A 26,352-nucleotide genomic window follows, 5' to 3' on the forward strand; every position below is an offset into this window, starting at 1 on the left:
CGAACGCCGTGGTGCCCCGTCGTGCCGGCCGCCCTGTCAGGTGATGGTGACGCTCTCGGCCGGCCCAGAGCGGACGGCCCGTGGTGACTTGGCCGTGCAGGCCGGGGACCCCCGGTGCCGCTCGTGGAACAGTGCGAAAGGGCCGAAGGCGTCCGCGGACGCGCACGGCGGGCTGAGGAGGCCGCGATGAGTCGCTCTGTGCTGGCGGGTGTCGACGGATCGGAGCGCAGCTTCGCCGCGGCCGAGTGGGCCGCCCGGGAAGCTCTGCGGCGCGCTGTTCCGCTGCGTCTGGTGCACGCCTCCCCGCAGCTTCCGGGCGACGCGGTCCCCGCCCGGGCCAGGGACACGCTGCACCGACTGGGCGAGATGACGCTCCAGCGCGTGGTCACCGATCTCGGCGCCCGCTACCCGGACCTGCGGGCGTACTGCGAGCAGACCGCGGAGGCACCCGCCACGGCGCTGCTCGCCGCGGCACAGGACGCCGGACTCCTCGTGGTCGGGACACGGGGCTCGGGCGGCTTCGACGGTCTCGCGGTCGGATCCGTGGCCCGGCGTGTGGCCGCGGCGGCTCCTTGTCCCGTGGTCGTGGTGCCCCAACGGCAGGTGGAGGGCTTCGGCGGCGGGACACGCGCGGCCGCCCGTGCGGCCGAACTGGTGGTGGGGTTCGACGCGCACCGTCCGGTCAGAGAGGTCGCGGACCTCGCGTTCGCCGTCGCCGAGGCACGCGGGGCGCGTCTGCGGGTGGTCCAGGCGTGGGCGCTTCCAGCCGAGGCCGTGTCACCGCAGACGCTGTTCGTGACCGAGGAGGACCGGGCCACCTGGGAGGACCAGGAGGTTCTCGGACTGTCCGACGCCCTGCGCGCCTTGCGCGCCAAGTATCCGCAGGTGACAGCTCGCACCGACGTCGTCCTGCTGCACCCCGCCCAGGCACTCCTCAACGCCTCCCGGGAAGCGGACCTGCTCTTCGTGGGCCGCCGCACCGATGGGCGCGCGCCGGAGGGCCGGCTGGGACCGGTGACCCACGCCGTCCTGCACCACACCCGGTGTCCGGTGGCGATCGTGCCGCATCCCGGCTGAGGCACATTGTCAGCCGTAGAACACCTCGAACTCGTCGTACAACGACGGTTCCACCGTCTTGGTCCGCGGCCTGGTGCCGTCGAGGGGGATGCGGACGATCTGCGTCCCCCGTAGCGCCACCAGTGTGCCGAATTCGCCGTCGTGCACCGCCTGCACGGCGTGCAGCCCGAAGCGGGTGGCCAGCCACCGGTCGAAGGCGCTGGGAGTGCCTCCACGCTGGACGTGGCCGAGGACCGTGGTGCGGGCGTCCTTGCCCGTGCGCGCCTCGATCTCCTGAGCGAGCCACTCGCCGATACCCGACAGCCGCACGTGGCCGAACTCGTCCAGCGTGCGGTCCTTGAGGAACATCTGCCCCTCTTTGGGCACCGCTCCCTCGGCGGCGACGACGATCGGCGCGTAGTGGATCTTGAAGCGGTTCTTCACCCACTCACAGACCTGATCGATGTCGAACGGCCGCTCGGGGATGAGGATCACGTTGGCGCCGCCCGCGACACCCGCGTGCAGGGCGATCCACCCGGAGTGCCGGCCCATCACCTCCACCACCAGGGTGCGCATGTGCGACTCGGCGGTGGTGTGCAGGCGGTCGATGGCCTCCGTGGCGATGCCCACGGCCGTGTCGAAGCCGAAGGTGTAGTCCGTGCCGGCCACGTCGTTGTCGATGGTCTTCGGCACGCCCACCAGATCGACGCCCTGGCGGCTCAGCTCCGTGGCCACACCCAGCGTGTCCTCCCCACCGATCACGATGAGGGCGTCCACCTGGTGCGTGGCCAGGTTGTCCTTGATCCGCCGTACCCCGTCCTCGTGCTTGAACGGGTTGGTGCGCGAGGAGCCGAGGATGGTCCCGCCGCGCGGCAGGATTCCGCGCACCGCGGCGATGTCCAGCGGTATGACGTCGCCTCGAAGCGCGCCGAGCCAGCCGTCCCGCAGGCCGACGAAGTCCAATCCGTACTCCTGGACCCCTTTGCGGACGACGCTGCGGATCACCGCGTTGAGGCCGGGGCAGTCGCCGCCGCCGGTCAGCACTCCGACTTTCATGGCTTCATCCCTCATCCGCGCACGGACGTGAACCCCAGGAGCCGTGTGACTCCTCTTCCAGGATGTGCGACGCGCGCACCGTCGGCGACCTCGCCGGTCGCCGTACGGCCGCTGCGAAGCCGGCCACGACCTGGGCGAACCCCCGGCCTCCTGGTGGGCGGACCGTGAGCGCCGAAGTGCTCAGTGGTGCGGCTCCGGTTCGTCGCCGCCGAGATCGAGCCGGAAGGGCGGATGGGCGTATGAGAAGCGCGGCGTGGACGGCCACACGCAGGGCCCACCGGTCGCGACCGATGACCAGGTCGCCCCGGGGATCGCGGGCAACCACGACTTCGCCGGTGCCGGTGCCGGTGCCGGTGCCGGGACTGGGGCTCGGGATACGCCACGTCTCCATGCGTCGGGTAGTCGGGCACGTCGGCGAGTGCGCTCATGCCACAGGGACCGTGCGGCCCACTGGCCCTCGTTCGGCCGACAAGCGCGGGCGGTGCCTGGCTCGTTATATGGATGTGGACGACGAACGCACGGACCGGGACCGGTCACCGTACGAAGCGGGGCAGCACCGTCACGCGCTGAGGTTCCTCACCGAGGTCGCCCTGGCCCGCCGCCTGGGGGTGACGGCAAGGCCGCCGGAGTGGCCCGGGCCGGCGGCCTCTGACGGGGACCAGGCGGTGCGACGGCTGGTGCCCGCTCGTAGGCTGCAGCCATGACCGAGATCCACAACCCGGCGCCCCGCGACGCCTTCGAACTGCTCATGGCCGGTAACCAGCGCTTCATCTCCGGCATCCCCGACCACCCGAACCAGGACGCCACGCGCCGCACTAAAATCGCACCCTCCCAGCAGCCCTTCGCCGTGCTGTTCGGATGCTCCGACTCCCGCCTGGCCGCCGAGATCATCTTCGACCGGGGCCTGGGCGACCTGTTCGTGGTGCGCACCGCAGGGCATGTCGCCGGCGCAGAAGTCCTCGGTTCCATCGAGTACGGCGTGAGCGTGCTCGAGGCCCCGCTCGTCGTCGTACTCGGCCACGACTCGTGCGGGGCCATCGCAGCCGCCCGTGCCGCAGCCGACGGTGGCCATGTGCCCGGCGGCTTCGTCCGTGACGTCGTCGAACGGGTGACCCCGAGCGTGCTGGCTGCCCGGGCATCTGGACGCGAGACGGCCGACGAGATCCTGGCCGGGCACATCGAGAACACCGTGGACCTGCTGCTGGAGCGCTCCCGCGTGCTGGCCGAGCGGGTGACAGCCGGCCGTCTCGGCGTGGTGGGGTTGTCCTACCGGCTGGCCGACGGCAGTGCCCAGCTCGTGGCCTCCCACGGCCTCGATGCCGCGGTGCCCGCCGAGTCCTGACCGTCCCGGCCGTAGCAGATTCGGCGAGATGCGCCCCGGTGGGAGGCGCCCCGTATCCATGGACGGGAACCCACCGGGGTCGCGCCGATCATCCCGGGAAGGGCGGCGCCCGACGGTTCACGGAGCCGACCCCGCGTCGAGCCCCCTGCGGCCGACCCGGAGGGGCTGCGGGCCGCCAGGTGTGCCGGGGCTTGGGCCCGGTCGTCACCGACGAGGGGCGGCACGCGCTGCGCCCGGCGTGCCCTCGCGGGTCTTCGACGCCTCCGAGCCTGACCAGCTGCACCTGCGGGGGCTGGGCGGGGTCGTCATCGCCGTGCTGGGCGCGCTGATTGCGGCCGACTGTGGCGGCCAGTCCTCCGCCTACTGCCATGGCTCTGCACCCCGAAAAGCACCGCATGGATGTGTGTGTTCATGTCTACGCTGACGGCGTGACATTGGTGTGGGTGACGGGCAATTCAGGGACGGGCAAGTCCACGGTGTGCGGGGTGCTGCGAGCGCGTGGCTTCGTCGCGGTCGACGCCGATGAGGACGGCTTCTGTCGCTGGTTCGACCGGGCTGACGGCGAGGTCGTGACGGATCCGCCGTACCCGGTACCCGAAGGCTGGCTCGACCGATTCGGGTGGGAGATCGTCCGCGAGAGGGTGGAAACCCTCGTCGAGGAATCCCGTTCCCGCATCGCCTTCCTGTGCGGGTCGGCCGAGAACGAAGCGGACATCCTTGACCTCTTCGACGTCATCGTGTGCCTGGTGATCGACGACGAGACTCTCCGCCACCGGCTCGCGACCCGCACGACGAACCCGTTCGGTCGACATCCCGAAGAGCTCGCGGCGGCTCTGCAGTGGAATCCTCGTATGCGACCGCTCTACGAGAGCCGTGGCGCGACGATCATCGACGCGTGCAAGCCGGTGACCGAGGTGGTCGACTCCGTGATAGCCGCGGTCCAGGAGCCGTGACAGCGTGTGACCGGCTACGGCCACGGTTACGGCGCACGCGCACCTTCTTCAGCCCTTTAGGATGGGGACGGTGACAGCAAGTGCCAGTGAGATCGAGAAGGCCGCCGAAGTGCTTCGTGCCGGCGGCTTGGTGGGTGTACCGACCGAGACCGTCTACGGACTGGGCGCCGACGCCGAGAACCCCGTGGCCGTCTCGCGTATCTTCCAGGTCAAGGGGCGGCCCTCTTCGCACCCGCTGATCGTCCACATCGGGAGTGCGGAGCAACTGGACGAATGGGTCCAGGACGTACCCGCCTCGGCTCGTCTTCTGGGCCGGCACTTCTGGCCGGGGCCCCTCACACTGGTGCTGCGCCGCGGGCCGAGGGTGCCTCTTGAAGCGACTGGTGGCCTGGAGACGGTTGCCGTGCGGGTGCCCGATCACCCCGTCGCCCTCGCGCTGCTGTCGGCGTTCGGCGGCGGTGTCACGGCTCCGTCCGCCAACCGTTTCGGTCAGGTCAGCCCCACGACCGCGAGCGACGTCCGTGCCGAGCTCGGCGACGGCGTCGACTTCGTGCTGGACGGCGGCTCGTGCGAGGTCGGTGTCGAGTCGACCATCGTTGACGTCACGGGCGAGATCCCGACCATCCTGCGGCCCGGCGGGGTGACGCGTGAGGACCTGGAAGCGGTGCTGGGATATCCACTCACCGTGCCCGCAGTGAGCCGGGTCCGGGTGCCGGGTCAGCATCCGTCCCACTACGCGCCGAGTGCGCGGGTCGTCCTGGTCGAGCCCGAGAAGATCGTCGACGAGGCGGAGGCGGCGCAAGAGCTGGGGCACCGGGTGGGCGTCTTTCTGCCCGCCTCCTTCGCCGACGCTGAGGTCAAGGCGCATGCGGTGGTGCCGGTGCCCCGTTCGTCGGCCGCCTACGCGCGAGGGCTGTACGGGTTCCTGCGCGAACTCGACCAGAAGGGATGCGACCTGATCGTCGTGTCACTGCCGCCGGAGGAGGGGCTGGGTCTGGCGATCGCCAACCGGCTGCGCCGTGCTGCCGGCCCCCGGCCCACCGCGTGACGTCACCCCGCCCCGGTCTCGGTGACGTGCCGCAGTCCGGGGCGTGCCTGTGAAAGAGCGCTGGCCTACCGGCCGTGCACCGAGTCCGTACCGTCGCTGAGGGGCGGTCTGCTGTCTCGGTCGTCGAGGAAGGTGGGGGTTGCGGCGAGCAGGCCCGGCTTGTGGGGGGCAATGCGTCGCGGCGTCCTCGTATCCGATCGACATGCCGCAGAAGAGGGTCAGTTCGTTGAGGGGCTTCCGGATCTCGGGACGGTCCTACGACGGATCGGACCCGACCGTCTTCCCCATGTCCATCCAGCGGCACCGGTGTCGGTTCACCCCGTGCCGTGCCCGCCACAGAATCTTCTACCCGCAGGTGGTATTGCAGCTGTGGGTGGAGACAGGGGTCCGTGCCCACCGGCCGGCGGGCACGGACCCCTGCGGTGCCGCAAAGATCAGCTCTTGTCCAGGAGCTGCTTCATGGTGTCGATCTCTTCGCTCTGCGAGGAGATGATCTGGTCGGCCATCTTCGTGGCCGGGGAGTAGGCGCCGTTGGCCTTCTCAGTCTTGGCCATCTCCACCGCCCCCTCGTGATGCTTGATCATCATACGGAGGAAAGCTGTGTCGAACGCCGCACCCGACGCCTTCTCCAGCTCGTCCATCTCCTGGCTGGTCATCATGCCGTCCATGCCGTCCATGCCGTGCGTGGAGTGGTCCATGGCGTCCTGGGAGGGCACGCTCTCACCCCAGGAGGTCAGCCAGCCCGAGAGCGTCTTGATCTCGGGATCCTGAGCCTTCTTGATGTCCGAGGCCAGCTTCTTCACCTGGCTCGACTTGGCGCGGCTGGCTGCGAGGTCGGCCATCTCGACGGCCTGGCGGTGGTGCGGGATCATCCCTTGCGCGAACGCGACGTCGGCCGCATTGTGCTTGCTCGACGACGCCGATGCCGACGCGGAGCTGTGGCCGTCGTGGCCGGCCGAGCCGTCGCTGTCCGAGCCGCAGGCGGCCAGCAGCACAGAGGCGGCGCCGACGGCGGCCAGAACGGTGCCGCGGCGGATGAGGGAACGCGTGATGTTCATCGTGGTGCAACTCCTTGACGCCGCCCCCGGATTGGGGGCGCGGTCGTGCTGGAAGTGAGGGCGTGCGAAAGCGCGGCACCGGTCACCGGCAGGGCCGGGACAAGGGGGTGCCGTGCGGGCCGCTCTATATCCGCAGGAGCTGCAGCTGGGAAAGGTCGGGTGGCGCCCGGGTGCTTATGGCTGCCTCAGGGGCCCGGGCGCCCCGGGGGACGGCGAGGGCGTCGGTGAACGCGCCGCTGAGCGCGGGCGGGGTATAGGGGGAGCCGACGCCGGTGGCCGCGCACGTCTGGTCGGCGTGATCGAGATGGCCCGCCCCGCCGGACAGGTGCGCGCACTGCTGGGCAGCGGATGCGCCCTGCGCGTGGGCCATGACCATAGTGAGGCCGCGGTCGGCGTGGAGTGCGGGTGAAGCGCTGGCGGGCAGGGCGTGCATGCCCAACACCCCAGCCAGCACCGTCATCACCAGCAGCACGCGAAGCCGCTCGGTGGGACGGCTTCGGGACGGGCTGCGTGCGGTCACTGTCTCATAGTAGAAGGCCGGGTGCGGGACGGGTTGTCTGGCCCATACAGCCAGAGCTGCCACGGGTCACTGGTCGTGGAGTTCGCCCTGGACGCGGCTGGAGGGGCGGAAGGCGTAGAGGTCGAGGATGCCGGGCGGGTCGTGGACGGCGCGCCGCACGCTCGGCGCGCAGGACCTGGAGCCGGCCGTCGGCCGGCTTCGACGGCTCTTCTTGGCGCGTCCTTGACGGCTTGCTGAGCCCCACGGCCCGGCAGCGATCCGGATCGCAGGTCCAGGAGCGCGGGATGAGGCCGCCCTGCACAGCAGATGCTGGATGCCGTGCGGGGTGGCCTCCCCGGCCCACTCTGAGATAGTCCAGCAGCCCTTGCGCGGCAGATCCGACAGCAGGTCCAGCACCAAGCGCGCGGCCCGGAGGTGGGGTTCGACCCGCGCGAACCGCCCGGCTATCCGGCTCATCAGGCCATCGAACGCCTCCTGTCGGCGAGCAGGGTCTACGCTGTGGTCTGCGGCCACCGCGTGATCGTTTGTCGTCACACCTCGATGATCAACATGGCCGCACCCGTCTCCACAGCGCGTCAGGGTCGCGCAGCGTCCGCACGCGGTCCTGTGTCAGGAGGACATGTGCAGCGTGGCGAAGTCTGGTGGGTCGAGTTCGACGAGCGGCGGCCGGTCGTACTGCTGTCGGAAGGCGACGCGTCCGGGATCCCGGTGATGCAGGTCGTGGCTCCGGCGGGCGTCGACATCAGCGGTCTGGGCGTCGAAGTGGCCGTAGGCGCCATGGAAGGACTGCCCTTTGAAGGCGTGCTGCGGTTCGCGCTCCCGAGTCCGGGCTTCACCCCTTGCACGTGGCTGACCACCGTGTCCCGGGACGACCTGATCGAGCGGGCGGGCGCCCTGCCCCACGCGAAACTCGACGAGATTGAGGATGCCCTCCGACTCGCTGGACAGGCGAAGGAGCGGACCCCGGCGACGACTGAGAAGCTCAGCGCATTAAGGGACGCCCTCCGTCTCGGTGGACTTGAGTAGTCGGGTAGGCGGAGAAGGAAGGGACGCCCTCGGTAGCGTGGTCGACCTCGTCCAGAGGGTCGACACCGACCACCTGTCTCCTCGGCGCCCCTCACCATCGAGATCACGATCTACGGCCGGAGTATCAGGCTGCGACAGGCCGCCTGCGCGGCCCGACTCTTCCGTACGCCCCTCGGCCACCGCATGGCCGTGGAATTCACCTCGCAGCGGAGACTGGCCGCGACCCTCGGCCCCGAGCGGCCCTGGATCCGGCTCGCCGAGCAGCCCTGCGCTCCCTGACCGCGCCGCTTGGGTTGCCCCGCGGTCCCCGGCGGCCCTCAATCGGCCAAGCGCATGCTGTGCACTACCTCTCCAACACCGGAGAACCGCTGGACATCGAAATGGACGCGCTGATGGGCGACTTCCCGGCCATGAATCGGAACGTGGAGACAGCTCGCGGAGAACGTTGCCAACTGGGAGGCACAGGCCCTCGCCGAGTGCGAGCGCACCGGGAAGCCCGTGAAGCTGGTCCAGCAGACGGGCTGGCAGGGCTGGACGGCGAAGGACCCCGGACTGGTACCAGGCGGTCGGATCCTTCCACTACACACGGTCGCCCAGGTGGAGGTCGTCCCTGGCCCGGACGGCCGGTCCAGGACCACGATTCGACACCAGCCCCATGTGTACGACCGCTACAACTGGGACGCGAACAAAGCGACGCCGTTGCCCGCAATGGGTAATGTCTCGGACGCTCAGATGGCCAGACTCCACCAGTCAGGCCAGGACAAGGAGTACGACTTGGGCTGCCAGAGCGAAGCACGTACGTGGAACGGGTGAGGATGCGTCCAGAAGCAGCGAGCCCGAGCCCGAATCCGCGACGGCGCAGGTGGCCGGTGTGGTTCCTTGCACTGTGCGCAGCGTGGACGCTCGGCGTCATCATTTGGGCCGGCGTCGCGCTGTTCACACCGGCCGGCGACAGTCCGCAGGAGGCTGCGGAACGCGCGGCGGGAATGCATCACGAGCAGCACCAATCCGCGGGGCGCTATTACGTACCCACGCACGCCGAGCTGCAGAAGGACGGCACGGCGGTGCTCCGGTACGAGGTGGGCAACGGCCAGGACTCCAGCGTCAAGGACTTCCTCAGGACCTACGACATCACCGCGAAGCCGAAGCGCACCACGCCGTCCAAGGTGACGTACTCCGACCGTTTCGGCGAGGTCCGCCGGACGTTCACGGTCACCTACAACCCCTCGCCTGATCCAGGGGGTTACGACCACGCGCGGATCACCGTCAGGGCCCGACCCGATGACTCAAGCTGACAACCCGCGAGGGGGCCAGCGGCTTTGAGCGGCCGGCACCGTCCGAAGGGCCCTCCTCGTTGGCGCGGCACTCACCCAACCCATCACCACATTGCAGCCAGCCGGTACAGACTGGCTGAGGAGTAGGGTCAGCGGACGGCGAGTGGCAGGCTGGGCCCGCTCCTGTCACCCCGTGCACCGGTCACCGCAGCCCCACCCGTTTTGCGTGATGATCCGTCGGAGGCGGGGTTTGGACGTCCGCACCGTCGATCGCGAGGCCTCCTGCCGCAGCGCGGCCTTCCACCAGCTCCGCGCCATCGATGCCAACGGAACGAAGCCCCGCTCGCGCGGCGCGACCGTGTCACGCCTGAGCAGGCCGGCCTGCCGCAGGCGTCCCCAGGCGCGCGCTGAGGCTACGGCGCGAGGAGCGACGCAGTTGGCCGGTATCTCCGTCGTGGCCGACCGGGTCGGCCTGCCCGGACCCGATCACCTGTCACAGCGGCGTGATCACGTACTTCTTACCCGCTTGGGCGTCGAACGCCACGAGGTTGCTCTCAGGGCGCTTCACGCCGGTGCGGGCACCGCCCTCACCGTGCACCGCGACCGGTGCCGCGGTGCGCAGCCGGACCGGGACGGTCCGGTGTGCCGCGAGGCGGGCGTGGGTCAGCGCGCCGTCGCTCCAGGAGACGTCGACGGTGAGGGCGCCGCGGGCGAGGATGCCGGAGACCCGGCCCCGCGGAAGCTGCGGGGGCAGCGCCGGCAGGAGCTGGACCTCGTCGGTGTGTGACTGCAGCAGCCATTCGGTCACGCCCGCGGTGGCGCCGAAGTTGCCGTCGATCTGGAACGGCGGGTGCAGGTCGAACAGGTTCTGAGCGGTGCGGTCGGGAGTGAGGAGGTCGGTGAGGAGTTTGTAGGAGCGCGAGCCGTCTTCCGTGCGCGCCCAGAAATTGATCTTCCAGGCGAGGGACCAGCCGGTACCGGCGTCCCCGCGCATCTCCAGCGTCTTCAGTGCGGCCCGGAACAGTTCGGGGGTGCCACGCTTGGAGATCTGGTTGCTCGGGTGCAGACCGTACAGGTGGGAGACGTGGCGGTGCTGTTGCTCGGGCGCGCCGGCGTCCCAGTCCTGCTGCCACTCCTGCAACTGCCCCAGCGCACCGATCCTCATGGGCGGAAGCTGGGCGCGGGCCTGGCGCACCTGGGCGGCGTACGGGCTGTTGACACCGAGCGCGTCACAGGCGGCGAGGTAACCGTCGAACAGGTCGCGCAGGATCTGGTTGTCCATGGTGGGGCCCGCGCAGGCGGACACGCCGTCGTGGTGGGCGTTCTCCGGAGAGACCGACGGGCAGGGCACCAAGTAACCGGTGCCGGGGTCCGTGACGAGGGCGTCGAGGAAGAAGCGGACGGCGCCCTCGACCACGGGGAGGCGTCGGCGCAGTGCCTCGCGGTCACCGGTGAAGCGGTAGTGCTCCCAGACCGAGGTGGCCAGCCAGGCGCCACCGGTGGGCCACATGCCCCAGAACGCGCCGTCGACCGGCGCGGTGCCACGCCAGGCGTCGGTGTTGTGGTGGGCGACCCAGCCGTTCGCGCCGTACTGCACCCGCGCGGTCTTCTGTCCCGCCTGGGCGAGGTCGTCGAGCCAGTAGTTCATCTCCGTGTTGATGTTGATCGTGTACTTGGAGTCCCAGGGCGGGGAGAGCTGGTCGTTCCAGATGCCCTGCAGGTTGGTGGGCTGGGTGCCGGGGCGGGAGGAGGCTATGAGGAGATAGCGGCCGAACTGGTAGTGCAGGGCCACCAGATGAGGATCGTCTGCCTGGGCGAAGGCGGCCACCCGCTGGTCGGTCGGTGCGGTGGCGGCCTCCGTGACACCTAGGTCGAGTGTGACGCGCCGGAAGAGGGCGCGGTGATCGCGCACATGGCGGGCGCGCAGCTGTCCGTAGGGGGTGTCGGCGGCAACGTTCAGCGGGCGCTCGGCGCGGGCGCGGTGGTCGCCGGAGGCGTCGCGGTAGTCGTTGTAGCTGGTGCCCACGGACACCAGCAGGGTCACCGCGTCGGCTGCGGTGACGGTGAGGGTGCCGTCCCCGCTGCGCACGGTGCCGCCTTCGGCGCGGGCACGGACCAGCGCGCGGAACCGGACCCGGCCGGTGATGCCCTCTCGGGTCTGCCCGGTGCCCTCCAGCGCGGCGCTGATCCGGTCTGGGGAGGACTTCTGGGTCTGCTGGGGGCTGTCGAAAGCGGCGGTGAGCGAGAGGGCGCCGGGGGTGTCGGCGGTCAGCCGGACCACGATCAGCTGGTCGGCATGGCTGGCGAACGCATCGCGGCGGTAGGGCACTCTGCCGCGGGTACATGACGCCCAGGGGCCAGCGCGTGTTCCCTGGGCAGTCCTGACCGACCATGATGGTCCGGCGTGGGGGCCGGTTGCAGGGCACCACGGCTGGCTACTACTGATGTTCTTTTGGGTAATGAATGCCGCGTATAGGGGTCTACCTCGCGCACCCGCGGCCTGGCAGCTTCAACCACGCCGTGTTCGACACCGTTGTGCAACACCTGAGCGACCTCGGATGTGAGGTTCTCGCGCATGACCTCTGTGCTGAGGAATTCGCACCCGGGCTGTCCGCCGACGAGACGGGGACGGTCCGATCTGCCACGGGCGCTCGTGATGCACAGGTGGCGCTCCATCAGGCCGAGGTGGCCACACTTGACGCCATGGTGTTCGTGCATCCGAATTGGTGGGGCATGCCACCCGCTGTTCTTGCGGGTTGGGTGCAGCGTGTACTCGCGCCCGGCGTCGCTTACAAACTGGGAACACCGGAAGGGGAGCCCGAAGGGCTGCTCAGAGTCGGCCGGGCCCTCGTCCTCAACACCTGTGACACCCCCGTCGACCGCGAAGAGGCCGAGTTCGGGGACCCGCTGCAAAAGATCTGGTCTGCATGCGTCCTGCCGTACGTAGGAGTTGCCGATGTTCGCAGGGTCGTTTTCCGAACGGTCACCGACTCTTCCGATGAAACCCGCGCCTCCTGGCTGAGCCAGGCGCGTCACCACGCCGCTGCACTGCTGGCCTGATCCGTACGGCGTACTGTGCACGTTCGCCTGGCACGAAGTCCACGCCGAGGTCGGCGGAGCGGCTTTTGGCTGGAGCTTCAATGACCGAGTCAAGGCGACGGGCGCCGGCCGAGAGTCCGGACGGCGCCCGTACGAGGTCAAGGCTTTGCGGTCTGCCCTCATCCTTATCTCACGCAAGGGCTCCGCAACCATCAAGGGTCTGGGCAAGCTCCGCTACGTCGTCGAGCAGACCTCATGGTGCGAGACTCGGCTGGTTAGAGCGTTCTGCGCCTTGCGGTAGCCAGTCTCATCCCGCAAACCCGCCGCGGGTGCCCCCGGCAGCCGCTGCCGCAGTGATCACTGGAAGGGGCAGCCGGGGTTCGGCGCATCCTCCGAGAACGGGGCGCCGTGCGGCAGGACGTAAAGCACGTTCAAGACGAGGGACGTGTCACCCATGTTGCGGCCGATGTGGACGTAGCCGGCTCCGGCCGGTTCCTGAATGACGCTGCCTGTGGGGTACACGCCGTCGGAGGCGCAGGTGGAATCGAAGTGGCTGAGGGTGCCCTGCTTGACGATGCCGTACAGCGGACCGTCGTGGTAGTGCCAGCCTGTGCTCTGCCCGGGCGGAACGGTGATCTCCCGCAGGGTGTAGTCGGTGCCGTTCACGGTGGTCTGACGGATCACGCGGGCGGTGACCCCCGGTCCCGGAGGCGTGGCCTGGGCGGTGCCGCAGACCAGGACGGTGGCAGCGGTCACCACCCCTGTTATGGCGATACGGAGAGCGTGGCGCATGCGGGGCCTCCTACAAGTACGAGAGCCGATACCGCCGTGAACATAAGGCTAGACAGGGGCCTTTGGGGCCGGAACCCACAAGTCCGCAGGCGACCTCGGGCGGTGGCGCCTCACGAGGGAGGAGGATTGCCCGGTCCGTCACTCCTCGCCGCTCTCTTCGGCAACCTGGTCGAGAGCACCGCCGGTGCGGACCGAGCAGGCCCGGCGCGGGTCGGGCGTACCGTGCCCGCTCGCCCGTCCGCCTTCTGACATCCCTGGTGACGACACGTTCATCCGCCTTTATCTGGCGGCTTCCTGAGCGATGGGGAGTGGGTTGAGTGATGAGGGCTGGGAGCGGATCCGGCGACTGCTGCCGCGTAAGGCCGGCCACCTCTGCCAGGAGAGCGCCTCAACCGATGCGATGTCACCCGCCGCCAGCAGTCCGAAGAGCCGGAGAATCTCCTCGCGGGCGACATCGCGCATCTCCCTCGAGGCGATCGAGTCCTCGTCTGGGTTCTCCCAGACCAGCAGACCGTCGCCGAAGACGCTGGTCGCCGTGTCGACGCGCGGGCAGCGCAGGATGTGATCGGCACGCGGGCGGCATCGATCGTCGGCCTGCGTGCACTCAATGGACGAGCCAGGGCAGTACGCCTTGGAGGCTGCCGTCACCACGGACTGCGGCAGACGGGACCCTAGTGTCGTTCCTTCCTGGCCGCAGCTGCGGATTCCTGACCCCTTACAGGCTTGCGTCCTGACGGTTGCGTCGTGCCCGGGAGTGGCGGACGTCCTCACCACCGCTCCCAGCGGGCCGCATCGGAGAAAGGCGGCCGAGGTGCCCTCCAGGGATGGCCCGCCGCTGCGGCGTCACTGCGCCGGTGACCGGCTCCCGGCGTCCGTCGCCTGATGCGCCGTCACCGTGCGGCCGGTCACGGCGTCGGGGCCCGCCGTTCGCGGGGGTGTCGTCACCCGCCGGCCCAGCCACAGCAGGAGCAGGCCGAGGGAGCCGGCGATCGCCGGCCAGTAGACGTAGCGGAAGTCCGTCGCGGGCACGATCGGCAGATAGCCGAGAACGTACGCCGCCGAGCTGATGCCCAGCGCCCGCACCGGCATCGAGAACAGGCCCTTGCCCGGCCGGATGGCGAGCACCGTTGCGACGGCCAGCCAGAACCACCCACGGAACAACCAGGGCATGTCCTCGGCCATGCCTTCGACGTATGTGCCGAGCGTGTCCTCCAGGTGGGGGTGGGCCACCTCAATGCCCAGGTGGTTTGGGGTGACCCCTCCCTTGTACGGATAGCCCGTCTCGAAGAGCAGACTCGCGAAGAGCCGCAGCCGGTACTGGACGTACTGCAGCACATGCCCGTTCATCTCCCTGAGCCACAGGGAGGTCATCTCCTTCGAGTCCCCCTTCAGTCCGTCCGCCGGGCGTTCGTAGCAGGCCCAGTAGGCGTCCGACAGGGCACCGATCCGGTCGCACTCCCGTGCCGCCGCCACGAGCCTGTTCCTGAGCTCAGGGGGCACGTCTGCCGACCGGAGCTCCTCCGGCGTCAGCACGTGGACCAGGTCGTCGAGAATGATCTGCGCGCTCTGATGTGTCTGGAGGGGACGTGCGAAGAGGGAGATGGCGGCTGCTGGCACGAGAAGGGCGGCCAGGAGCGCCGCCGTGCACTTCACCCACGTACGGCGTCCGGGACCGCGCCAAAGCGCCAGGACCAGCAGGACGAAAACCGGGATCGCGGCGAGGAACGCGTTCTTGCGCACGAGCATGGCGTACGCCAGGAACAGCACGCCCAGCCAGAGCAGTCCCCACCGCAGGGCGGGACGCGAGCGACCGTCCCGCCGCCGCATCCCCACGAATGCGACCGCGCATGCCGCAAGCAGCGCGAACGCCGCGTGGACGTCCTTCCACACCACTCCGACGAACGTCAGCACCCACGGCAGCAGACCGAGCCCGAGCACCGCGAGTGAACCGTGACGGCTCGCCGTCTGCTCCCACACGCACCAGGCCAGCACCCACAGCGCACCCCAGAAGACCAGTGACTGGAGAACGGCCATGGACGCCAACGACCCGGTCACAGCGATGAGCCCACGCCACACCAGACTCAGCACCGGCGGATGCCAGTCGGTCAGGGGCGTTACCCCCCTGGCCTGCCGGAGCTGGTCGAGACTGTCGGGACTCAGGTAGCCGGGGGCGAAGGCGAGGACAGTGCCCAGGCAGCAGAGCGCAGCGACGGCGGCCAGTACCCAGCCCCAACCGTGCGCCCGCAGTACCCATCCCATTTTTCCCATATGCCGGATGCTAGCGCTGGGACGCCCACGGCTCAGGGTGCGACGAAGACGTAGCGCCGGTAGGCGTAGAAACGGAACAAGGTCGCCAGCACCCAGCCGATGATGCGGGCCGTGTTGTCGCTGAGCGGAGAGGCGAGGCCCAGCAGATGCCGGGACGCAAAGACCGTCCCCGCGGTGATGACGAGGCCCACGCCGTTCGCCACGAAAAACAGGACGAGTTCGTGGGTCACTTTCTCGCGGTGCCGATGTCGATAGGTCCAGTAGCGGTTTCCGACCCAGCTGAAGAGCGTGGCGGCACTCGTCGCCAGGACGGACGCCTGAACGGGAAATGTGCTCATCGGCCCGCCCCCGGGGCCGCCTGGCACGCCGAAGACGAGCAGGTTGTAGCCGCCGTTGTCCACGACGAAGGCCAGAGCCCCGATGACGCCGAACTTGGCGGCCTCGCGCCACGTGCCCTTGATGGCGTCTCGCGCACGCAGCGTCACGGAAATAAGGACCGACACACGGTGAAAGTAGCGACCCGGCGCGCCCTCGCGGTCGAGGCACGCTCATATCGCAGTATTTCCTATTGTGTGAGTGTTGAGTTCGAGTGAGGAGCGGCCGTGGAACCGACGATCGCATGCGTCGTGCCGTGTCATAACGAGGAGGCGGCCGTCGGCAAGGTGGTGCGCGACCTACGCGCGGCACTCCCCGAGGCGATCGTCTACGTGTACGACAACGCTTCCACCGACCGCACGGTGGACGTCGCCCGAGAGGCGGGCGCGATCGTCCGGCAGGAACCCCGCAAGGGCAAGGGCAATGTCATCCGCCGGGCCTTCGCGGACGTCGCCGCGGACGCCCTGCTCATCATCGACGGAGACGACACCTACGACGCATCCCGGGCGCGGGATCTCGTCAATCTGCTTTTCGAGGGACCGTACGACCAGGTCGTGGGCGCCCGGCGGGTCACGGACGACGGGGTTTACCGGACCGGTCACGCGGCGGGCAACAAAGTGCTCACGGGGGCGGTGCGCTTCCTCTTCGGCAATGACGTCACCGACATGCTCAGCGGCTACCGCGTCTTCTCGCGGCGCTTCGTGAAATCCTTCCCGGCACTGGCCCGCGAGTTCGAGACCGAGACCGAGATGACGATCCATGCCCTCCATCTCCGCCTCCCGACGGCGGAGGTGGCCGTGGACTACCGAGTCCGGCCGGCCGGTGGAGAAAGCAAGCTGCGCACCTACCGGGACGGCTGGCGCATCTTGCGGGTCATCCTCGATCTGGCGAGACGCGAGCGCCCCTCGCTCGTGCACACTGTGATCGCTGGAGCGCTGGCCCTCGTCTCGATCCTCCTGGGTATTCCCGTCATCGCGGACTTCGTCCGGACTGGCACCGTGCCCCGCCTCCCCACGGCGGTTCTCGCCGCCGCGATCATGACGATCGCCACGCTCGTTCTCCTGGTGGGCTACATCCTCGAGTCGCTCATGCACATGCGGCAGGAACAGACCCGCCTCGTGCACCTCTCCTACCCAGCCCCCGTCTGTTCCCCGCCCCTCACCGCCCGCGGAGCCGGCACCGGCCCGGTCTCGGTCCGAAAGACCGCCGCTTCTCGGCGGGACGCTATCGCTCGCAGCGCGGAGCTGTATGGAGGCTTGGAGCAGGGGAAGGAAATCTCACCTTCGGACGGCTGAACCGCTGAGAGGGCATGCATAACGGATCACAGCCGCATGCAGCGCACAGTCAGGCAGCCGAGTCCTTCCTCCAGTTGGGTGCACGGTGCGCCGCTCAGCCGCGTCCATCCGAGGTGTGGCACATCGACCCCGATCACCCGAAGACGGATGACGGCTCGGTCGATTCGCTCCACCGCAGGAAGGCGGCGGCCGGCCTTCTGCCGCGCGGATCGGCTGCCCCCCCCTACCGGACCATGGACCAGGTCCGCGTGTCGCCGTCACCCGACAAGCACGAGGGACTGGGGGAGCGGTCCGTCCAGCTGCTGCCACGGCAACGGCAACCCGCTCGCTCCGCGTTCCGCCACGCGGCCACCTCGGCCATGATCGGCAGAGCGGTCTCCTCGGGAGTGCGGACGCTGAGGACTCGGCCGATCAGTGAGTGCAACCGGTCGAGCCGCTCGGGCGTGAGTCCCTCGTCGGCGAGCAGGCGCGGACGTTGCTCGTGTGTACGGCGGGAGCGCATTGGGCTGATGTCGGCCAGCGGCATCCACGGCCCCTGGCCGGCAGAGGTCTGTCGAGCGAGGCGTCGTAGGCCCAGCAAGCTCGTCGACATCGCGTTCACACCATCTTTCTGGACACCATGGCGTACGCCGAGCTGTGCGGGAAGTTCCGTGGCGACGAGTGCCTGCACCACGTGCCCAAGGTCGTGAAGGCGCCCACGTCATGGCGGCCGACGGCTGCCATGAGGCCGACCGGTCATTGTGGGCGGCCGTCCGACGTGGCCGGGACTGGGAGACCTGTTCGTTGTGCGCACCGCCGGGCACACGTCGGCGGGGCGGAGGTGCTGGGCGGCATCGTGTGCGAGCGCGGCGACCGAGCGGTGGTGGCCGGGCCACGCGCGTGTCCGGTCTCTGGTCGCTGGGCCCGTTCCGGTTGTCCCCGCCTCAGCCGACGTGTACCCGAGGGCGGCGCGCCCGGTCGGGTTCCGCCTCCCGGAGCACCTCGCGGGTGACCGGGGCGACCTCCCCCTGGCCGAAGAGGAAGAAGCGCAGGAAGTTGGCGAAGGGACTGCCCTCGGTCCACTCGAAGTAGATGTGCGGGACGGCGCCGGTCGTGTCGCGGACGTGGAGCAGGAGGGCCGCCAGGGCGTTGGGGACGGAGGAGGACTCCAGGGTCAGGACTCGGTAGCGGTTGTGCAGGACCTCGCCGCGGACGGTCAGGCCGGCCTCGAACTCGGAGGGGTCGGTGACGGTCACCTCCAGGAAGACGAAGTCCTCCTGCTGGGGGATGTCGTTGTCGGCGCGGATCTGCTCGATCTTTTCGCGGTACTCGGCTTGGTCGCGGTTGTCGGGCTCGTTGGCGATGAAGCGGACCTTGCGGCTGGCGATGTCCCGCACGAATCGTTCCGCCATGTCGTCGAGCGTCACGCTGGTGACGCGGAGTTCGAAGGCGCGCAGCAGCCGCGACAGCAAGGAGATGAGGATGATGCCCGCGATGAAGCAGGCGCCGATCTTCACACCGTCGGGGCGTTCGATGACGTTCAGGACTGTGGTGTAGAGGAACACCACGGAGATCACCGCGAACGCGACGAACCAACCCCGCTGCCTCGCCTTGCGGGCCGCGATGGTCACCGCGATCGACGCCGAGCTGATCAGCACCAGGACGCCGGTGGCGTACGCGCCGCCCTGGGCGTCGACGTCGGCGTCGAAGATCCAGGTGACGAGGAAGCCGACCAGGGTGAAGACGATGACCATGGGGCGGACGGCTCCGGCCCAGTGCGGGGCCATCCCGTAACGGGGCAGATAGCGCGGCATCAGGTTGAGCAGGCCGGCCATGGCGGAGGCTCCCGCGAACCAGAGGATGGCGATGGTCGAGATGTCATAGACCGTGCCGAAGATGTTACCCAGGTAGTCGTGCGCCAGGAACGCGAGGGCACGTCCGTTGGCCTGGCCGCCCGGCTCGAACTCCTTCTCCGGGATCAGCAGCGTGGTGATGAAGCTGGTGGTGATCAGGAAACAGCTCATGATGACGGCCGCGGCGGTCAGCAGCTTCTTGGTGTCTCTGATCCGGCCCTTCGGGCTCTCCTCCGTGTCGCCGGGGTCACCCTTGACGTGCGGCATCACCGCCACGCCCGTCTCGAACCCGGACAGACCGAGCGCGAGCTTGGGAAAGACGATCAGGGCCACGCCGACCATGGCGAGGACGTTGCCGTGTTCTGCGGTCAGGGCCCTGGACCATTCGGTGATGACGTGTCCCTCGGTGATCACGTGCCACAGACCCGTGACCACCACCACGGCGTTGAGGGTGAGGTAGACGCCCACCAGGACCACGGCGACGCCGATCGCCTCCAGGAAGCCCTTGAGGAACACCGCACCGAGCAGCGCGATGAGGATCAGAGTGATCAGCAGTTCCCTGTCGTGAAGGGCCTCATCGAGGTGGGGGTTTTCCACGAGGTGGGTGGAGGCGTCCGCGGCCGACAGCGTGATGGTGATCAGGAAGTCGGTGGCCGCGAAGCCCAGCAACGTCAGGACGAACAGCTTGCCCTTCCAGAAGGACAGCAGCCGCTCCAGCATGGCGATCGACCCCTCACCGTGCGGGCTCTCCTCGGCCACGCGGCGGTAGACGGGCAGGGCGCCGGCCAGGGTGACCACCACCAGCACAATGGTGGCGACCGGCGACAGGACGCCTGCGGCGAGGGCGGCGATGCCCGGCTGGTAGCCGAGCGTGGAGAAGTAGTCCACGCCGGTGAGGCACATGACCCTGTACCACGGCCGGCCCTTGTGGGCCGGTTCCGGTACAGCGTGGGGCCCGGTGTGGCCGCCCGCCCTGCCCATGTCGGACAGACCCTGCAGCATCCAGGCACGCAGGCGGTGCGACGGGCGTTCAGTGGTGGCCATCGGCGTGCTCCTGGTACGCGGGTCGGCGTGGGTTCCGGCCATCACGCGGACGGCGGCACCAGCGTATGCACACCGTGACGCTGACGCGCAGGAGGCCATCGAGTCGGCAGCAACTGTGTCGGCGAAGGCCGTGGACGACCAGCTGATCGACGAGCCGGTGAGCCGGGCCCAGGCCGTGGGCCTGCGGCGGAAGCGGGCTGCTGCAGCAGCTGACCGAGCGGCTGCTGGAGTCCGCTCTCGAGGGCGAGATCACCGACACCCTCGGCCACGACAAGCACCATCTGGTGGCGCGAACCGCGCCAACCCCCGTTGGCCGTCGGGTTTGTGGTGGCGGTCGTCGTCATACTTCACATCGCCGGCATCGCCGGCATCGCCGCGTGTCCTTGGTGCCCTGGGCGGGGTCTGCGGCTGGGAGAGGCTGCTCCGCGCGGGGGATCGCGGGGGCGTGCTGGAGATAGCGGTTTGTGCTTCCGTGCACCTGCGCATTTCACCCGCCCAGGTGATGATTCAGGCTGAGCTGGAACCGGCACCGCGTATCCATCGGTGCTTTCTGTCTGCTCGTCAGCTCACGCTCGGTGGGGCACCCGTCGGTGGGCGGCTTTGTTTATGACTGAGAAAGGCGCCATGTCGATACGGAAAGAGCGTAAGTGGGCGCGGATCACGCTTGCCGGTGTATCGCTTGCGGCGCCTGGGATCATCGGAGTAGGGAGCCGCTTTGAACTGAGGCATAGCCGTGCGGCGTGCCTGCGGATACGGCGGCCGTACAGCCGTCACGATCGCTTCGCCCCACGTCCGGCCGCCCGCAGGAGCCACGCATCTCCGACAGTGCCCCCGAGCCCCGTCCTGGCGCCCCGAAGAGAGTTCCCCTGGGCACCGGTGTCCGGCGGTGGCTGTTCCGCCCGCCACGGCGTCACGGCGAGGTGGACCCGGACCGCGGCGTCAGCTTCCTGGAACTCTTCTACGACCTCGTCTACGTCGTCCTGGTCGGCCAGGCGGCCCACACGCTCGCGGAGCACTTCACCTGGCGCGGCACGGCGACCTTCGCCGTGGTCTTCGGGCTGATCTGGATCGCCTGGCTGAACGGCACGCTCTTCTACGAACTGCACGGCCGGGAGGACGGCCACACCCGGTCGCTGGTCTTCGTGCAGATGCTGCTGTTGTCCCTCATGGCGGTCTACGTCGGCCACGCGGACGGCGGCGACGGCCGCACCTTGGCGATCCTGTACGCGATCCTGCTCGCGCTGTTGAGCTACCAGTGGTTCTCCGTGTACCGGCTGGACAAACCGGAGCTGCGCAGAACCCCCCGCCGCTATCTGATCGTCATGGTCGTGGGCATCGTCGCGATGGCCGTCTCGGCGCCCCTGTCGGCCGACGCCCGTCTCGTCGTCTGGGCGGCCTTCGTCGTCGCGTGGTGTGCTGTGGAGTGTGTGATCTTCATTTCCTGGCGCAGGGCGCCGAGCTACGCCGTGGTGACAGAACCGCTGGTCGAGCGGTTCGGCCTGTTCATCATCATCGTGCTCGGCGAGGTGGTCATCGGTGTCGTGAACGGCCTGACGGAGGCCGAACGAGGTGCCCTGGTGACGACCACGGGCCTGCTGGGGCTCGCCGTGGGCTTCGGGTTCTGGTGGAACTACGCCGACCTGGTGGCCCGGCGCATGCCCCGCGAGACCGGTCACTCCCTTGCCACGTGGATCTTCGTCCACCTGCCGTCGTCGATGGCTGTGGCGGCCGCCGGGGCCGGCATGGTCGGCTTGGTGGAGCACGCTGCGGACGAGCGGACCCCCGTCGCCGTGAGCTGGCTGATGGGCGGATCGGTGACCGTCATGCTGATCACAATCGTGGTGCTGCTGCCCGCCCTACCGGACTACGACAGCCGTCCGTCCCTCCGCACGTCGGTGCAGACGGTGCTCACCATGGCAGCCGTCGGGGCCCTCGTCGTCGGATGGGTCCGCCCCGCCCCGTGGCTCCTCGCCCTGATCCTGCTTCTCCTGCTCTTCGCCACCTGGGTCTTCGTCTTCGTTCGCTGGCTGAGCGAGGGTCTGCTGATCAACGAGCGACCTGCCGGCTGACGGGCATGCGTGGAGGGGTGAGCCACGGCCAGGCGGACCGTCGGTCAGTCGCGGAGGAAGTCCAGCACCTGTCGCACGAGGACCACTTGGACTGGCAGACGACATCGTGTCGGAGTGCGGCTGACGCCCTCGTGCACGGTAGCGGTGAGGGGTCGGCTTCCCGAACGTCGATCATGGTCGTGTGGTGGGGAACGCGTCTCGTGCAGCGATCATCAGGGAACGGAGTATCACGGGTCTATCGGCTGACGTGCTCGCTGAACTCGTTGCCGAGTTATACCCGTTGTGGCATGAACGGCACCACGCCAAGCCCGTATCCAGGCCGCGTTAGCGGGCCGTGGGCGCCGCTGCGAAGCACCAGTTGGCGTTCGTCGACCGGCTGCTGGCCACGCTCGTGCATCTCCGCCATGATGCCACGCACGAGGTGCCGGCCTGCTGGTTCGGCGTCGACCGCTCCACGGTCACCCGGGCTATCGGGGGAGGTGCGACCGCTGCTCGCCGAGCGAGGACGCACCGTCACCCCTGGCCTTAACATGCGGACGCCGGCCGAGGTCGTCGACCATCTCGGTGCCAGTGGGAAGACCGGCATCATCGACGGCACCGAGATCCGGGCCCGCCGGCCGGCCGCCGGACGCAAAGACCGGGACGACTTCATTTCCGGCAAGAACAAGCAGAACGCCGTCAAGGCCACGGTGCTCACCGAGCGGAGGGCCGGATGCTGTTCTGCAGCCCGACAAGGCCCGGAAGCTGCACGGACATCACCCACGCCCGCCAGTCAGGGCTGGTCGAGCTCCTGGCCGACGGGCCCGCCGTAGAGATCCTTGCCGACACGGGCTACCAGGGCCTGGGTGCATAGACCAGCGGGCGTGGTCACAACCTCCGCATGGCAAGTTCAGGGAGGACGCTCCAGACTGGTACGAGGAAATGCAGGAGCGGCAACGCAAAGCGCTCTCCTCACGGCGCATCCGGGTCGAGCACGGCACCGCGCACATGAAAGAACTGGCGTGCTACGGCCACGTCATCTCGGCCGCCGCGAGCACCTGCGCGACATCGTCCAAGCCGGCGCCGGCCCGCTGTCGCACCGACAGACCGCGGCCTGACGTCGGCACGGCAGATGTAACAACGAGCCCCGCCGCCATCCTCGACACCCCACCGCCTGCCATGCACGGAGTCGTTAGCCGGGCCATGCGCCAACACCCCGCGCCATGTGACTGTGATATTCGAGTAGTCGAGCAAATACAGAGTGTTGCGGTGGTCGACGAAAAATCCCGCCAGTCAGGCCAGATGCCGCACAACGTGCTAGCTGACATCGGTAGTTGGAGAGCACGCCTCCAGGCCCTTGGCCGACCCTATTGTTCTCGACGCGCTGAGGCGGAACCTCGGAGCTAGGGTGAAATTCGCAGGATGTACGCACTCCCGTCACAGCCCTGGATGGCATGACGCGGGAGGTTGCAAGCCAGCTTCGAGAGGAAAGCAGATCATGCCTTTCGCCACCACCAGTGACGGCACGCATATCTTCTACAAAGACTGGGGCGCAGGGCAGCCCGTAGTCTTTTCCCACGGCTGGCCGCTGATCGCGGACGCCTGGGACCCGCAGTTGAAGCTTATGGCGGACAACGGCTACCGGGCCATCGCGCACGACAGGCGCGGGGGCGGGCGTTCCGGGCAGACCTGGGACGGCAACGACCTCGACACCTATGCCGATGACCTGGCCGCGGTCATAGAAGCCGAAGACCTGCAGGACGTCATCCTGGTCGGTCATTCCACCGGAGGCGGCGAAGTCACCCGATACATCGGCCGTCACGGTACGAGCCGGGTCGCGAAGCTGGTCCTCCTGGGCGCGATTCCGCCTCTCATGCTCAAGACGGAAGCGAACCCCGAGGGTCTGCCGCGTGAAGTGTTCGACGAGATCCGCGAGGGTGTGGCGACGGACCGGTCTCAGTTCTACAAGGACCTGAGCGCCCCGTTCTACGGCGCCAACCGTGAAGGCTCCACCGTCTCCCAGGGCACGCGCGACGAGTTCTGGCTCTGGAGCATGACCGTCGGGATCAAGGGTGCCTACGACTGTGTCAAGGCGTTCTCCGAGACGGACACCACCGAGGACCTCAAGAAGGTCGACGTGCCCACCTTGATCGTGCACGGTGACGACGATCAGATAGTTCCGATCGTCTCCGCAGGTGCCAAGTCCTCGAAGATCGTCAAGGACGTGGTGTACAAGGTCTACGAGGGCGCGCCGCACGGTCTGGCCATGGTGCCTAAGTACGCCGAGACCTTCAACAGGGACCTCCTCGAATTCGCCCGCGGTTGAAGTACGCCCGCTGCCCCCGCTGCCGTGGGCCGAGGCGGCTCCGCTCACCTCGACCCGCACCGCAGCGGGCGGACCCCGAGTTCTGAGCTGAATTGGGGGAATGATCCGGACAGGACTCAGCCCAGTGGTACCCCGTTGCAGCCCGCCCGGGTGAAGTCGCGTGCCGGAGAGGAGCCACCAGGAGCAGCCGACGCTGCGGCCTCGGTCGGCCCAGCAGCGTGAACGGCTGGCCGTGCAGCCCAAGACTTCAGCGCTGGCCGTGCCGGCGACTCCTCCAGGCGCTGCCAAGCCGTCTGCCGTGCCAGGGCGGAGCATCAATCAGTCCCGGACAGCGCAAAGCCTCCCACGCGGGGGCTATGTCAGATGTGAGGAATCCGGGAGGGTGTTTTCCCTCTGGGTGCTCCCCATCGCGTCCGTTGGAGTTCATAACCCGTACCCACGCCGAATCGTCACCGCCCTATCCAGGTCAAATGAGGGATCAGTATGAGTGCAGCCGATCACCCCCCCCTTCGCCTACAGCCTGCACAACGTCACGACCTCCGTAAGCAACCTTGATGCCTCCATCGCCTGGTGGCGCCGGGTCTTCGGCCTCACCCTTCTGGCGAAGTCCCGCTTCGAGGCCATCGGAGCCGATGTCGCGTTCCTGGAGGGTCCGGGTTTCCGGCTCGAGCTGCTCCAGCCTGCCAACGGCGTCCGAGTCCCTGAACTGATGGCAGATCCTCCTGACCACGTGCGTGCGATCGGCAACAAGGCCCTCGTGTTCCGTGTCGAGGACCTGGCGAGCGTGACGCAGACGTTCCGCGATTTGGGTGTGACGACGGTCTGGGAGCAAATGGATCTCGGAGATGGCAGCATCTCCACCGCAATCCGGGACTCTGACGGAAACCTCATCAACGTGTTCCAGGAAGGCGCGAGCCCCATCGGCTAGGGACGCGGCCTGCAGAACCGCCTGGCGGGCCCTACGTCCAAACAGGTGCCTCCTTTTCGCGACCTCCGGTAAAGAGCCCCAGGCACACAGACATACGAGGAGTCTTCGCTTCAGTCAGGTTCCTCGTGCAGGCATGTCGACCAACCTGTGACACTCGGCCTCCGTCCGTTCTGGGAGATCATGGTGGCCGCTCCTGTACTGATAGCAGCCGGTGCCACTGCCACCACCCTGCTCGGGGGCTGGGTCGCGCATCATGTGGGTGATCGACGACATCTCGTGCTCGGCCTCACAGCAGGCCTGATGCTGGGGATAGTCGGGTTCGACTTGCTGCCCGAAGCGCTGGAAACGAACGAGACAGAGGCGTTCGGGGTTCCTGTCCCGTTGCTCCTTTTCATAGGTGGTTTCCATGTACTGCACATAATGGAACGCTGTGTGGCTATCCACCGCGCACATGAAGAGGAGTACGGGCCTCACTCGCACCCGTTCTCACCGCCTCATCATCATGATCACGCGGCCTCAGGCCCAGTCCATGGGTTGGGAATTGCTGCTGCGGGCGCGCTAGTGGGCCACAGCTTTCTTGACGGATTCGCGATCGGAGCGGCGACTCAGACGGGCGGGACCACGGGCACTGTGGTCGCAATCGCCGTAATCTCCCACGACTTCGCCGACGGATTCAACACATTCACCATCACGCAGCTATACGGCCATGACCGGCGGAGAGGTGTTGCACTTGTCGCGGCCGATGCCGCGGCTCCGCTCGCAGGCGCGTCAGTGACTTTGGCATTCACCATCTCAGAACACATCCTGAGCATATTCCTGGGCTTCTTCGCTGGCTTCCTGCTCTACCTGGCGACTTCAGACATTCTGCCTGAGGCGCATAGTCCGCATCCGACCCGGGCGACCCTCTTGTTCACCATAGCCGGAGTGGCGTTCACGTGGCTGGTCATCGGCTTGGCCAGCTGATCTCAGACACTCCCTTCCACGCCGCCTGCAGAGCGGGCCATGTTCCGTGCCACGACGGAGTCGCCTGCCAGGTGCGGGGCACCACGTGCGTTAATTTACGGCCGCGCCC

At 68.4% G+C, this 26,352-nt stretch carries 23 protein-coding genes and 4 pseudogenes; 16 read left to right on the plus strand and 11 right to left on the minus strand.

Annotated features, from left to right (window positions below):
- Window positions 1-186 precede the first annotated feature (186 nt).
- Window positions 187-1,077: a universal stress protein gene (locus ABZ899_RS32555; protein ID WP_361353291.1), complete on the plus strand. Its 891-nt coding sequence runs from the start codon at window positions 187-189 to the stop codon at window positions 1,075-1,077.
- A 9-nt stretch (window positions 1,078-1,086) separates the two neighbouring features.
- Here ABZ899_RS32555 and ABZ899_RS32560 read toward each other — a convergent pair whose 3' ends face one another.
- Complete coding sequence (locus tag ABZ899_RS32560; protein WP_361353294.1) at window positions 1,087-2,112, minus strand: 6-phosphofructokinase; 1,026 nt, start codon at window positions 2,110-2,112, stop codon at window positions 1,087-1,089.
- Between the two features lie 700 nt (window positions 2,113-2,812).
- Here ABZ899_RS32560 and ABZ899_RS32565 point away from each other — a divergent pair.
- The 3 genes from ABZ899_RS32565 (at window position 2,813) to ABZ899_RS32575 (ending at window position 5,455) form a co-directional block, all read left to right on the plus strand.
- Entirely contained in the window at window positions 2,813-3,454 is a 642-nt protein-coding gene (locus ABZ899_RS32565; RefSeq protein ID WP_361353296.1) for a carbonic anhydrase, read from the plus strand.
- A 368-nt stretch (window positions 3,455-3,822) separates the two neighbouring features.
- The gene (locus ABZ899_RS32570) at window positions 3,823-4,407 is read left to right on the plus strand and encodes an AAA family ATPase (protein ID WP_361353299.1); all 585 of its coding nucleotides are present in this window, start codon (window positions 3,823-3,825) and stop codon (window positions 4,405-4,407) included.
- 61 nt (window positions 4,408-4,468) lie between these two features.
- The gene (locus ABZ899_RS32575) at window positions 4,469-5,455 is read left to right on the plus strand and encodes an L-threonylcarbamoyladenylate synthase (protein WP_361353302.1); all 987 of its coding nucleotides are present in this window, start codon (window positions 4,469-4,471) and stop codon (window positions 5,453-5,455) included.
- Between the two features lie 434 nt (window positions 5,456-5,889).
- Here the strand turns inward: ABZ899_RS32575 and ABZ899_RS32580 are convergent, their stop codons facing one another.
- From ABZ899_RS32580 to ABZ899_RS32590, 3 genes and pseudogenes are all read right to left on the minus strand, one after another.
- A complete protein-coding gene (locus ABZ899_RS32580; protein ID WP_361353305.1) occupies window positions 5,890-6,513 on the minus strand; it encodes a DUF305 domain-containing protein in 624 nt (207 codons plus the stop codon).
- Window positions 6,514-6,637: 124 nt separating this feature from the next.
- Entirely contained in the window at window positions 6,638-7,033 is a 396-nt protein-coding gene (locus tag ABZ899_RS32585; protein WP_361353308.1) for a DUF6153 family protein, read from the minus strand.
- A gap of 291 nt (window positions 7,034-7,324) precedes the next feature.
- Window positions 7,325-7,546: pseudogene (locus tag ABZ899_RS32590) on the minus strand (IS701 family transposase); the annotation flags it as partial.
- Between the two features lie 108 nt (window positions 7,547-7,654).
- On the opposite strand from ABZ899_RS32590, the gene ABZ899_RS32595 reads away from it, so the two are divergent.
- The 3 genes and pseudogenes from ABZ899_RS32595 (at window position 7,655) to ABZ899_RS32605 (ending at window position 9,354) form a co-directional block, all read left to right on the plus strand.
- On the plus strand, window positions 7,655-8,059 hold the full coding sequence (locus ABZ899_RS32595; protein ID WP_361353311.1) for a type II toxin-antitoxin system PemK/MazF family toxin: 405 nt from the start codon (window positions 7,655-7,657) through the stop codon (window positions 8,057-8,059).
- 138 nt (window positions 8,060-8,197) lie between these two features.
- A pseudogene (locus tag ABZ899_RS32600) lies at window positions 8,198-8,352 on the plus strand (SAV_915 family protein); the annotation flags it as partial.
- A gap of 576 nt (window positions 8,353-8,928) precedes the next feature.
- Window positions 8,929-9,354 carry a hypothetical protein gene (locus ABZ899_RS32605; RefSeq protein ID WP_361353314.1) on the plus strand — a complete coding sequence of 142 codons (426 nt, stop codon included), beginning with the start codon at window positions 8,929-8,931 and terminating at the stop codon, window positions 9,352-9,354.
- A 472-nt stretch (window positions 9,355-9,826) separates the two neighbouring features.
- Here ABZ899_RS32605 and ABZ899_RS32610 read toward each other — a convergent pair whose 3' ends face one another.
- Window positions 9,827-11,662 (minus strand): glycoside hydrolase family 95-like protein, encoded by a 1,836-nt coding sequence (locus ABZ899_RS32610; protein ID WP_361353316.1) that lies wholly within the window; start codon window positions 11,660-11,662, stop codon window positions 9,827-9,829.
- A gap of 134 nt (window positions 11,663-11,796) precedes the next feature.
- On the opposite strand from ABZ899_RS32610, the gene ABZ899_RS32615 reads away from it, so the two are divergent.
- A complete protein-coding gene (locus ABZ899_RS32615) occupies window positions 11,797-12,393 on the plus strand; it encodes an NAD(P)H-dependent oxidoreductase (RefSeq protein WP_361353319.1) in 597 nt (198 codons plus the stop codon).
- A gap of 336 nt (window positions 12,394-12,729) precedes the next feature.
- Here the strand turns inward: ABZ899_RS32615 and ABZ899_RS32620 are convergent, their stop codons facing one another.
- The 4 genes and pseudogenes from ABZ899_RS32620 to ABZ899_RS32635 form a co-directional block, all read right to left on the minus strand.
- Window positions 12,730-13,164, minus strand: coding sequence for a cupin domain-containing protein (locus tag ABZ899_RS32620; protein ID WP_361353322.1), 435 nt, complete (start codon window positions 13,162-13,164; stop codon window positions 12,730-12,732).
- 138 nt (window positions 13,165-13,302) lie between these two features.
- Window positions 13,303-13,407 (minus strand): annotated as a pseudogene (locus ABZ899_RS32625) (3'-phosphoesterase); the annotation flags it as partial.
- A 600-nt stretch (window positions 13,408-14,007) separates the two neighbouring features.
- Window positions 14,008-15,432, minus strand: coding sequence for a hypothetical protein (locus ABZ899_RS32630; RefSeq protein WP_361353325.1), 1,425 nt, complete (start codon window positions 15,430-15,432; stop codon window positions 14,008-14,010).
- A 32-nt stretch (window positions 15,433-15,464) separates the two neighbouring features.
- The gene (locus ABZ899_RS32635; RefSeq protein WP_361353328.1) at window positions 15,465-15,917 is read right to left on the minus strand and encodes a GtrA family protein; all 453 of its coding nucleotides are present in this window, start codon (window positions 15,915-15,917) and stop codon (window positions 15,465-15,467) included.
- Between the two features lie 117 nt (window positions 15,918-16,034).
- On the opposite strand from ABZ899_RS32635, the gene ABZ899_RS32640 reads away from it, so the two are divergent.
- Window positions 16,035-17,102, plus strand: a complete 1,068-nt coding sequence (locus tag ABZ899_RS32640) for a glycosyltransferase family 2 protein (protein ID WP_361353331.1) — start codon at window positions 16,035-16,037, stop codon at window positions 17,100-17,102.
- Window positions 17,103-17,325: 223 nt separating this feature from the next.
- Here ABZ899_RS32640 and ABZ899_RS32645 read toward each other — a convergent pair whose 3' ends face one another.
- Both ABZ899_RS32645 and ABZ899_RS32650 read right to left on the minus strand, forming a co-directional pair.
- Window positions 17,326-17,694 carry an XdhC family protein gene (locus ABZ899_RS32645; protein ID WP_361353442.1) on the minus strand — a complete coding sequence of 123 codons (369 nt, stop codon included), beginning with the start codon at window positions 17,692-17,694 and terminating at the stop codon, window positions 17,326-17,328.
- Window positions 17,695-18,025: 331 nt separating this feature from the next.
- Window positions 18,026-19,978 carry an amino acid transporter gene (locus tag ABZ899_RS32650; protein ID WP_361353334.1) on the minus strand — a complete coding sequence of 651 codons (1,953 nt, stop codon included), beginning with the start codon at window positions 19,976-19,978 and terminating at the stop codon, window positions 18,026-18,028.
- 130 nt (window positions 19,979-20,108) lie between these two features.
- Here ABZ899_RS32650 and ABZ899_RS32655 point away from each other — a divergent pair.
- The 7 genes and pseudogenes from ABZ899_RS32655 to ABZ899_RS32685 all read left to right on the plus strand — a co-directional run.
- Window positions 20,109-20,268 (plus strand): annotated as a pseudogene (locus tag ABZ899_RS32655) (IS256 family transposase); the annotation flags it as partial.
- A gap of 630 nt (window positions 20,269-20,898) precedes the next feature.
- Window positions 20,899-22,047 carry a low temperature requirement protein A gene (locus ABZ899_RS32660; protein ID WP_361353337.1) on the plus strand — a complete coding sequence of 383 codons (1,149 nt, stop codon included), beginning with the start codon at window positions 20,899-20,901 and terminating at the stop codon, window positions 22,045-22,047.
- Between the two features lie 391 nt (window positions 22,048-22,438).
- On the plus strand, window positions 22,439-22,576 hold the full coding sequence (locus ABZ899_RS32665; protein ID WP_361353445.1) for a transposase family protein: 138 nt from the start codon (window positions 22,439-22,441) through the stop codon (window positions 22,574-22,576).
- Window positions 22,527-22,859: a hypothetical protein gene (locus tag ABZ899_RS32670; protein ID WP_361353466.1), complete on the plus strand. Its 333-nt coding sequence runs from the start codon at window positions 22,527-22,529 to the stop codon at window positions 22,857-22,859. The genes ABZ899_RS32665 and ABZ899_RS32670 overlap by 50 nt, the downstream gene beginning before the upstream one ends.
- Window positions 22,860-23,524: 665 nt before the next feature.
- Complete coding sequence (locus ABZ899_RS32675; RefSeq protein ID WP_361353340.1) at window positions 23,525-24,352, plus strand: alpha/beta hydrolase; 828 nt, start codon at window positions 23,525-23,527, stop codon at window positions 24,350-24,352.
- Between the two features lie 487 nt (window positions 24,353-24,839).
- Entirely contained in the window at window positions 24,840-25,280 is a 441-nt protein-coding gene (locus tag ABZ899_RS32680; protein WP_361353343.1) for a VOC family protein, read from the plus strand.
- Window positions 25,281-25,460: 180 nt separating this feature from the next.
- On the plus strand, window positions 25,461-26,243 hold the full coding sequence (locus tag ABZ899_RS32685; RefSeq protein ID WP_361353448.1) for a ZIP family metal transporter: 783 nt from the start codon (window positions 25,461-25,463) through the stop codon (window positions 26,241-26,243).
- Window positions 26,244-26,352: the final 109 nt, after the last annotated feature.

The sequence above is a fragment of the Streptomyces sp. NPDC046859 genome (assembly GCF_040645135.1).
Classification (GTDB): domain Bacteria; phylum Actinomycetota; class Actinomycetes; order Streptomycetales; family Streptomycetaceae; genus Streptomyces.

Coding starts and splice junctions, on each gene's coding strand:
- ABZ899_RS32555 (WP_361353291.1), top strand. CDS start 187: ATGAGTCGCTCTGTGCTGGCGGGTGTCGACGGATCGGAGCGCAGCTTC.
- ABZ899_RS32560 (WP_361353294.1), bottom strand. CDS start 2,112: ATGAAAGTCGGAGTGCTGACCGGCGGCGGCGACTGCCCCGGCCTCAAC.
- ABZ899_RS32565 (WP_361353296.1), top strand. CDS start 2,813: ATGACCGAGATCCACAACCCGGCGCCCCGCGACGCCTTCGAACTGCTC.
- ABZ899_RS32570 (WP_361353299.1), top strand. CDS start 3,823: ATGGCTCTGCACCCCGAAAAGCACCGCATGGATGTGTGTGTTCATGTC.
- ABZ899_RS32575 (WP_361353302.1), top strand. CDS start 4,469: ATGGGGACGGTGACAGCAAGTGCCAGTGAGATCGAGAAGGCCGCCGAA.
- ABZ899_RS32580 (WP_361353305.1), bottom strand. CDS start 6,513: ATGAACATCACGCGTTCCCTCATCCGCCGCGGCACCGTTCTGGCCGCC.
- ABZ899_RS32615 (WP_361353319.1), top strand. CDS start 11,797: ATGCCGCGTATAGGGGTCTACCTCGCGCACCCGCGGCCTGGCAGCTTC.
- ABZ899_RS32620 (WP_361353322.1), bottom strand. CDS start 13,164: ATGCGCCACGCTCTCCGTATCGCCATAACAGGGGTGGTGACCGCTGCC.
- ABZ899_RS32630 (WP_361353325.1), bottom strand. CDS start 15,432: ATGGGAAAAATGGGATGGGTACTGCGGGCGCACGGTTGGGGCTGGGTA.
- ABZ899_RS32645 (WP_361353442.1), bottom strand. CDS start 17,694: ATGTCGACGAGCTTGCTGGGCCTACGACGCCTCGCTCGACAGACCTCT.
- ABZ899_RS32650 (WP_361353334.1), bottom strand. CDS start 19,978: ATGGCCACCACTGAACGCCCGTCGCACCGCCTGCGTGCCTGGATGCTG.
- ABZ899_RS32675 (WP_361353340.1), top strand. CDS start 23,525: ATGCCTTTCGCCACCACCAGTGACGGCACGCATATCTTCTACAAAGAC.
- ABZ899_RS32685 (WP_361353448.1), top strand. CDS start 25,461: ATGGTGGCCGCTCCTGTACTGATAGCAGCCGGTGCCACTGCCACCACC.